This is a genomic window from Rhodococcus sp. ARP2 (genome assembly GCF_001029585.1).
GTDB lineage: Bacteria > Actinomycetota > Actinomycetes > Mycobacteriales > Mycobacteriaceae > Rhodococcus_F > Rhodococcus_F erythropolis.
This window is the reverse complement of record NZ_LEKE01000062.1, coordinates 24,211-31,892: the sequence shown is the minus strand read 5'-3', so window position 1 is coordinate 31,892 and position 7,682 is coordinate 24,211. Positions and strand designations below refer to the sequence as shown.

Genomic DNA, 7,682 nt, shown 5'->3' with positions numbered 1-7,682 from the left:
TTCGTGGCGTGCACGTGAAGCTGCCGCGATGGCCGTTCAAGCGATAGGCGACACGGATCCGGAATTGTTCCGGGCGATCATCGAGCAGTGGGCACGCTCCACCCATCCATTGACGCTGCGCGCAGCGGCTGCCGGGATCTGCGAGCCACGGTTGCTGAAGGACAGGACCAACGCTGCGCTGGCCGTCCAGGTGTGCCGAGACGCTACCGAGTGGATCGTCTCGCAACCAGCTGATGCCCGTCGTGACGCCGACACACGTACTCTCCGGCAGGCGCTCGGATATTGCTGGAGCGTCGCGGTCGCGGCTGATCCGGAGAATGCCCTGCCGGCATTCGTCTCCCTGGAGGCGTCGGACGACGCCGATGTCGTCTGGATCGTCCGGGAGAACCGGAAGAAGGCTCGCCTGCGCAAGGTGCTCGAAACCTGACCCGTGGACCAGAGACGTAGGTTATCCTCAGAATTAGAACCTGTTCTAACTACGAGGGGTAGACCATGGCACCGTCCGCAGAGGTAATCCGCAAGACCGTCGACGCCTACATCGAGACAGTTGCCACGGGCACTGCCGCCCAGGTTGTGGCCCTGTATGCCGAGGGTGCAACCGTTGAAGACCCGGTTGGTACCGACGTTCGCACCACCCGCGAGTCCATTCTCGAGTTCTACTCCGTGATCGAGAATTTCGACCAGGAAGCTCACCTTCAGACCCTCCGCATCGCCGGAAACGAAGCGGCATTCCACTTCTCGCTGATCACCAAGCTCGGCGAGCAGACCCTGACCATCGCACCCATCGACGTCATGACCTTCGACGACGACGGAAAGATCCTGTCGATGCGTGCATTCTGGAACCAGGAAGACATGATCACCGCCTGACATGACGGTCAAGACGATCGATGTCGACGGATTCCGTTGGCAGATTGACGATTCCGGTTCTGGGGCAGCTGTGGTTATGTGTCACGGCTTTCCCGGCCTCGGGTACAGCTACCGGCATCAGTCGGCAGCGTTGACGGAAGCGGGTTTTCGGGCGATCGCACTCGACATGCCCGGTTACGGCGGCACTACCCGCCCCGAAGCGGTCGAGGACTACACCAACGATGCCGTCGCGAACCGGCTGATCGACCTACTCGACGCTCTCGGAATCGACAAAGCGGTGTTCGTCGGCCACGATTTCGGCGCGCCCGTCGCGTGGACCACCGCTCTGCGCCATCCCGATCGTGTTGCGGGGCTTGTCTCGTTGGCGGTCCCCTATGCGCCCGACAGGTTCCCCGCAAAACCCTCGACCATCTACGCCGCGATGGCGCGCAAGCATTTTCTGCACATTCACTATTTCCAAGAACCGGGTGTCGCGGAGCGCGAACTCGACGCCCGTCCACGTGAGTTTCTTCAGCGGCTCTTCCATGCCCTCTCCGGGGCTTACCGGTACCTCGACGTCTGGAAGAACCCGTCCGAAGGAAACGGCTACCTCGACGTACTGCCCGAGGCGCCTGCATTGCCGTGGTCGTGGCTCACCGAGGACGATCTGGATTTTTATGTAAAGTTCTTTACTGCAACAGGTTTCACAGGTGGCTTGAACTGGTACCGTGCGTACGACGCCAATTGGGAACGCAGTGCGGATTTGGACGGCGCGCACGTGAACGTCCCGACGCTCTTCGTCGCGGGCGCCGAGGATCCGGTCATCGCGATGAGCGGCCCCAAGGCATTGGACCGCATGAAGGACACCGTCCCCGACCTGCGGGGTGTGCACCTTCTCGGCGGCGCGGGGCACTTCGTACAGCAGGAACGTGCTACCGAGGTCAATGAACTTTTGATCTCTTTCCTTCGGTCGCTCTAGGCGAAATCGGGCCGAAGGTCTAGCGTTGCGCAGATGCGCACCAGGATCTTCGATCGCGGTATTCGGGTAGGTATCACCGGTGCTCTTGTTGCCGGTTCGCTTCTGGCTCTGGGTGTGTCCGGTGCCGCGGCCGCGCCGCCCTGCCCTGGATCGTCTCCCGCAATCCTCAGCGCCCAGATTCCGGGCGCAGCCCTCGAGGGTGTCACCGTGGACGGGCAGGGTCGCCTGTACACGACAGACCTGGTGAGTGGTCGAATCTTCCGCGTCGACGCGCCTGGTCAGGCCGCAGTTCCGATCGCGACGGTTCCCGGCGGTGCGGGCGCACTCGCGTGGAGCCCGGACGGTTCACTGCTGGTGGGAACCGGAGCAAACGCCGGCGTGCTGATCGGCGATCTGACGCGTGCTGCGTCCGTCGCGCGGGTGGACGTGAACTCGGGGGCCGTGACGCCGATCGCCGGTGGTCTGAGCGCTGCAAACGGCCTCGCCGTCGCGCACGACGGAACGATCTATGCCACCAACGATTTCGGTTCGTTGATCGGTAAGGTCAGCCCAGGCGGTGCCGTCGACCCGGCGTGGGCGACCTTCCCGAGTGCAAACGGCGCAGCCCTGAGCGCCGATAATCGCTGGCTCTACGTCTCGCGCACCTTCGCAAACCCGGGTGTCAGCCGCATCTCCGTCGACAATCCAGGGTATTCGGAATCGTTGGTCGATCTCGGCGGTCTCGAAACCTTCTCTGCCCCAGATGGTTTGACCCTGGACTCGCGAGATCGCGCAATCGTTCCCACGGACATCAGTGGTGAGGTGTGGCGGATCGACGGACCCGGCCAGTACTGCTCGCTCACCAGCGGACTGCAGGCGTCGAGTGTGTTGACCTACGGGCGTGGCAATTCCGGTTTCGCGGCCGGGCATCTCTACCGCGCTGGGTTCGACGGAAAGATCTTCGAGATTCCGGCTGGCTTCGATGCGGGCGCCCAGGCCGCGACACCGTAACGCGACACCTTAACGCGACACCTTCACTCGTCTTACCCACTACTGATGCCGGGACTGCCGGAATCGTCCATACTGGTCTGCATGGCGGAAACGAGTGAGATCGACGAGGCCGAAGTGGCCCTTCCCGCGATACCGCAGCCGTTGCTGACCCCGCTCACCGAAGCTGCGATCTTCCTGGTTTTCACCATCGACGAGGGTGGTGAGCAGGCAGTTCACGACGTTCTGGCGGATATTTCCGGGCTGCAACGCTCGATCGGATTCCGGGTTCCCGCCGGTGGCTTGGCCGCCGTCGTCGGCATCGGTTCGGATGCGTGGAACCGTCTGTTCGAGGGTCCACGGCCGGCAGAATTGCATCCTTTTGTCGAGTTGACCGGTGACAAACACCACGCTCCCCGCACACCGGGCGATCTGTTGTTCCACATCCGGGCCCGTCAGATGGACCTGTGCTTCGAGTTCGCCACGGTTGTGACCAACAGGTTGGCCGGCGCCGCGTCGGTGATCGACGAGGTCCACGGGTTCAAGTATTTCGAGCAACGCGACCTCATGGGTTTTGTCGACGGCACCGAGAACCCGTCCGGGCAGGCCGCCTACGTTGCGGTCACCGTCGGTGACGAGGATCCGGACTTCGCAGGCAGCAGTTACGTCATCGTCCAGAAGTACCTCCACGACATGTCGGAGTGGAACTCACTGCCCGTCGAGGAGCAGGAGAACGTCATCGGACGCTCCAAGCTCGAAGATCTCGAGATGGACGACGACACGAAACCGGCCAACTCGCACACCGCACTCACCGTCATCGAAGACGAATCCGGTGAGCAGATCCAGATTCTGCGCGACAACATGCCGTTCGGCCACGTCGGCTCCGCTGAGATGGGTACCTATTTCATCGGTTACTCGGCGTCGCCGACGGTCACCGAGCAGATGCTGACGAACATGTTCATCGGGAATCCCGTCGGCAATTACGACCGCATTCTCGATTTCTCCACCGCCGTCACCGGAATCAATTTCTTCGTTCCGACGGCGGACTTTCTCGACGATCCCCCGGACGCGCCGACCAGGCTCGTTCCCGAAGCGACGTTCACAGCGCCCATCTCTGACGGTTCTCTCGGAATCGGCAGCCTCAAAAGGAGTGCCCAGCAATGACAAACCTGCACCGCGACCTAGCACCCATTTCGGCAGCAGCCTGGGCCGAGATCGAAGAAGAGGCGAGCCGTACCTTCAAGCGCCACGTCGCCGGTCGTCGTGTGGTGGACGTGGAGGGCCCGTCAGGTGACGATCTTGCGGCCATCCCGCTCGGACATCAGGTGCCGATCAATCCCTTGGCCGACGGCGTCATCGCACACGCTCGTCAGTCGCAGCCGGTCATCGAACTGCGGGTCCCGTTCACCGTCAGCCGTCAGGCCATCGACGACGTCGAACGCGGCGCCAAGGACTCCGACTGGCAGCCGGTCAAGGATGCCGCCAAGCAGATCGCGTTCGCCGAGGACCGCGCCATCTTCGAGGGATACCCCGCAGCCAGCATCACCGGCGTGCGGGCGAGCGGTTCCAACCCGGAATTGAAGCTCCCCATCGACGCCAAGGACTACCCGGAAGCCATCAGCCAGGCGATCACGTCACTGCGCCTGGCCGGTGTCAACGGACCGTACTCATTGCTCCTGAACGCCGACGCGTTCACCGCGATCAACGAGACCTCCGATCACGGCTACCCCATCCGCGAGCACCTGCGACGCGTTCTCGACGGCGAGATCATCTGGGCCCCGGCCATCGACGGCGCTTTCCTGCTGTCGACGCGTGGTGGTGACTACGAACTGCATCTGGGCCAGGACCTGTCCATCGGTTACCTCTCGCACGATGCGAACTCCGTCGAGCTGTACTTCCAGGAATCGATGACGTTCCTCATGTACACCAGCGAAGCCGTTGTCTCACTTGCGTAAGAGCCTTCGAAACCTCTGATGCCAGGGCGAGCGAGGCAGTTCGCCGATGTCCTGGAGGTGGGCGACAAAAGCCTGGGCGTCCGCGTGCGAAGATGTCTTCGGCCGTCCGTCCGCCCACGCTGTGAACAACCGAAGATAGCGATCGCCGAGAGTGTGGCGCACGACCGGAAGGTGGTGCGCCACTTCTCCGGCGCGCTTTCGGAGCAGTGCCGTCGAGACAACGGCAGCATCGTCTTTGTCGAAGCCTTCGGGTAGTTCGCCGCCTGCCACCAGTGCGCGAATCAGTGCCTCTTGACGCTCACCGAGCGCGCTCATGTGCGTGACCAATTGGTGCCCGCGGTGATGCGATCAAGCCCCGATGCGTCGGCGATGGCATCGAGCTCGTCGAGCAATTCCAGTGCCGGCGGATAGTTTCCGTCACGCTCGAGCATGATCGCGGGATGGTGACCGGCGGCGGTGAACTGCGCAAGGAGTTCCAGCACGGCTTCGGGCACAGGATCGGTATGCGTGTCGTGGTATTTGCCGTCGCTGATGCTGCCACCGGCGATGTGGCAGTATGCGATTCGCTCGAGTGGTAGCCGGATCAGCTCGGCCCAGGGATCACGCCCTCGGTTGAGGGCATTGGCATAGACGTTCGCGATGTCGAGAACCAGCAGAGCCCCGGTGCGTTCGACGATCTCCGAGAGAAACTCCCCTTCGGTCAACTCGTCGTCGGGCCAGTCGAAAAGGGCGGCAACGTTTTCGACGGCAAACGGCACCGGTAGACCGTCCTGAGTGCGGGTGATGTTGCGTACCAAGACATCGATCGCTTCGTAGGTGCGTGGCAGTGGGAGCAGGTGCCCGGCCTCTATGCCGCCCGCCCGCACGAATGCAATGTGCTCGCTCGCCAAGGGGGCGTCCAGTAGCTGGGCTGTATGCGCAAGGTGATCGATCCGTGCCTGATCTACCGCCTCGGCCCCGCCAAGGGAGAGCGAGATTCCGTGCGGGATCACCGGAACTCCCAGCGAACCGAGGTGCGGCGGTATCTCGGTTCCGATGGATTCGGCAATGACTTCGCAGAATGCCAGGCCGTCTAGCTGCGCGATGATTCCGGATACCTCGGGACGCCAACCGATTCCCAGGCCGTACAGGGTCATTCGAGTCACCTCCCGTGTGCAACTGCTAACGGCGACTATAGACGGATCAGCCGGGCAACCAGTTGGGTCCCGGACCGTTGCCTTCTTCGAAGATCAGCCACGTTTTGGTCGAGAGAACCCCGTCGAGTCCCTGGAGTTCTTCGAGAACGGTGTGGCGTAGTTCCTGGTTGTCCGGGGCTCGAACCAGCACCAGAACGTCGAAGTCGCCGCCGAGGAGGGAGAAGTGCTCGACAAACGGCAGGGCCTTCAAGGACGCCGCCAGACCTCGCCACGAGTGCTGCCTGATCGAGAGCGCCACGTACGCCGAGGAGCCGAGTCCGGCCTTCTCATGCGCGATCCGCGTCGTGAATCCGGTGATGATTCCGGCGTCCTCGAGCCTTTCGATGCGGACGTAGGCGTGAGCGCGAGATATGTGCGCCTTCTCGGCCAGTGCACGCATGGAGATGCGACTGTCTGCGACCAGTTCGGCGATGATGCGGCGGTCGATCGCATCGAGAGCGTGCGGTTCGGTGGCCATCTGTCCATTCCTGCTTCGGTAGTCGAGTCGGTTGATGGACATATTGCTGTCCGAATCCTCATGATAGGCCGTTTGTCTTGAATCTTCGACGCCTTCTGCCATTACGTCGCCGAAGTGCGAATACTGATGGACACAACGTCTTCTGGAGGTAGAAGTGACTCTTGTCGAGCCCTTGGGGGAACTGCGGTATCAAAAGTTCCTGCCGGCCGATTCCGCGGTGCAGTACCTCGACCCTGCTGGAGAACTGACGCGCAGCGAGGCGCGCTACGCAAAACCGAGCGACGATCGCCTGATCGAGATGTATCGAAAGATGTTCCTGGGCAGACGCTTCGACCAGCAGGCGACGGCGCTGACCAAACAGGGGCGGTTGGCCGTGTATCCGTCCTCGCGAGGGCAGGAGGCATGCCAGATCGCGGCAGCGATGAGTCTGGAGCCGAGTGACTGGCTCTTCCCCACCTATCGGGATTCGATGGCGTTGGCTGCCAGGGGTGTCGATCCGGTGCAGATTCTGAGCATGCTTGCCGGCGACTGGCATTGCGGGTACGACCCGGTAGCGCTGCGCAGTGCGCCGCAGTGCACCCCGCTGGCAACGCAATTGCTGCATGCAGCGGGGGTGGCCTACGGGGAGTCCCGACGGGGCCTGAACACCGTCGCGCTGGCGCTCTGCGGCGACGGGGCCACCAGTGAGGGTGATTTCCACGAAGCGCTGAACTTCGCCGCCGTCTTCAAGGCACCGGTCGTCTTTCTGGTGCAGAACAACGGATTTGCGATCAGCGTCCCGTTGTCACGTCAAAGCGCAGCACCGACGTTAGCGCACAAGGGTGTCGGCTACGGGATCGGCAGCGAGCAGGTCGACGGCAACGATCCTGTTGCGATGATGGCCGTCATGGACGAGGCGGCGCGCTTCGTCCGCAGCGGAAACGGGCCGGTGATCGTCGAGGCACACACCTATCGCATCGACGCACACACCAACGCCGACGACGCCACCCGCTACCGCGACAGCGCCGAGGTGGAAAGCTGGCTCGGGCGAGATCCGTTGCCGCGTCTCGAAAAGTATCTGCGCGCACACGAGATGATCGACGACGCGTTCGTGGAATCACTGACCGCAGAGGCAGAAACCGAGGCCGCCACACTTCGCGCCGGCATGAACGTCGACCGCCCGCACGATCCGCTCGATCTGTTCCGGTACGTCTTCGCCGAGCAGACACCGCAATTGCGTGAGCAACAAGCCCAACTCGAAACCGAACTTGCCGCCGAAGCCGCTGACACAGGGGGACACTGAC

9 protein-coding genes and 1 pseudogene are annotated in these 7,682 nt (G+C 62.6%); 7 read left to right on the top strand and 3 right to left on the bottom strand.

From position 1 onward, the window contains the following. From ABX74_RS18340 to ABX74_RS18315, 6 genes and pseudogenes are all read left to right on the top strand, one after another. Nucleotides 1-427 (top strand): annotated as a pseudogene (locus tag ABX74_RS18340) (hypothetical protein); the annotation flags it as partial. Nucleotides 428-492: 65 nt separating this feature from the next. After that, entirely contained in the window at nt 493-867 is a 375-nt protein-coding gene (locus ABX74_RS18335) for a nuclear transport factor 2 family protein (RefSeq protein WP_003942502.1), read from the top strand. A gap of 1 nt (nt 868) precedes the next feature. Then, nucleotides 869-1,825, top strand: a complete 957-nt coding sequence (locus tag ABX74_RS18330; protein WP_047889394.1) for an alpha/beta fold hydrolase — start codon at nt 869-871, stop codon at nt 1,823-1,825. 33 nt (nt 1,826-1,858) lie between these two features. Next, entirely contained in the window at nt 1,859-2,815 is a 957-nt protein-coding gene (locus ABX74_RS18325; RefSeq protein ID WP_047889393.1) for an SMP-30/gluconolactonase/LRE family protein, read from the top strand. An 81-nt stretch (nt 2,816-2,896) separates the two neighbouring features. Continuing rightward, nucleotides 2,897-3,955: a Dyp-type peroxidase gene (locus tag ABX74_RS18320; RefSeq protein WP_047889400.1), complete on the top strand. Its 1,059-nt coding sequence runs from the start codon at nt 2,897-2,899 to the stop codon at nt 3,953-3,955. After that, nucleotides 3,952-4,746 (top strand): family 1 encapsulin nanocompartment shell protein, encoded by a 795-nt coding sequence (locus ABX74_RS18315; RefSeq protein ID WP_020909834.1) that lies wholly within the window; start codon nt 3,952-3,954, stop codon nt 4,744-4,746. The genes ABX74_RS18320 and ABX74_RS18315 overlap by 4 nt, the downstream gene beginning before the upstream one ends. Here ABX74_RS18315 and ABX74_RS18310 read toward each other — a convergent pair. The 3 genes from ABX74_RS18310 to ABX74_RS18300 are packed head-to-tail and all read right to left on the bottom strand — an operon-like array spanning nt 4,735 to nt 6,399. Then, the gene (locus tag ABX74_RS18310) at nt 4,735-5,061 is read right to left on the bottom strand and encodes a hypothetical protein (protein WP_020971456.1); all 327 of its coding nucleotides are present in this window, start codon (nt 5,059-5,061) and stop codon (nt 4,735-4,737) included. The genes ABX74_RS18315 and ABX74_RS18310 overlap by 12 nt on opposite strands. Continuing rightward, nucleotides 5,058-5,882 (bottom strand): DUF692 domain-containing protein, encoded by an 825-nt coding sequence (locus ABX74_RS18305; protein WP_047889392.1) that lies wholly within the window; start codon nt 5,880-5,882, stop codon nt 5,058-5,060. Before ABX74_RS18305 ends, ABX74_RS18310 begins: the two co-directional genes overlap by 4 nt. Before the next feature lie 46 nt (nt 5,883-5,928). Continuing rightward, nucleotides 5,929-6,399 carry an Lrp/AsnC family transcriptional regulator gene (locus ABX74_RS18300; RefSeq protein ID WP_020971454.1) on the bottom strand — a complete coding sequence of 157 codons (471 nt, stop codon included), beginning with the start codon at nt 6,397-6,399 and terminating at the stop codon, nt 5,929-5,931. Nucleotides 6,400-6,553: 154 nt separating this feature from the next. Between ABX74_RS18300 and pdhA the strand changes: the two genes are divergently transcribed. Continuing rightward, nucleotides 6,554-7,681 (top strand): pyruvate dehydrogenase (acetyl-transferring) E1 component subunit alpha, encoded by a 1,128-nt coding sequence (pdhA, locus tag ABX74_RS18295; protein WP_047889391.1) that lies wholly within the window; start codon nt 6,554-6,556, stop codon nt 7,679-7,681. The last annotated feature ends 1 nt before the right edge of the window (nt 7,682 follow it).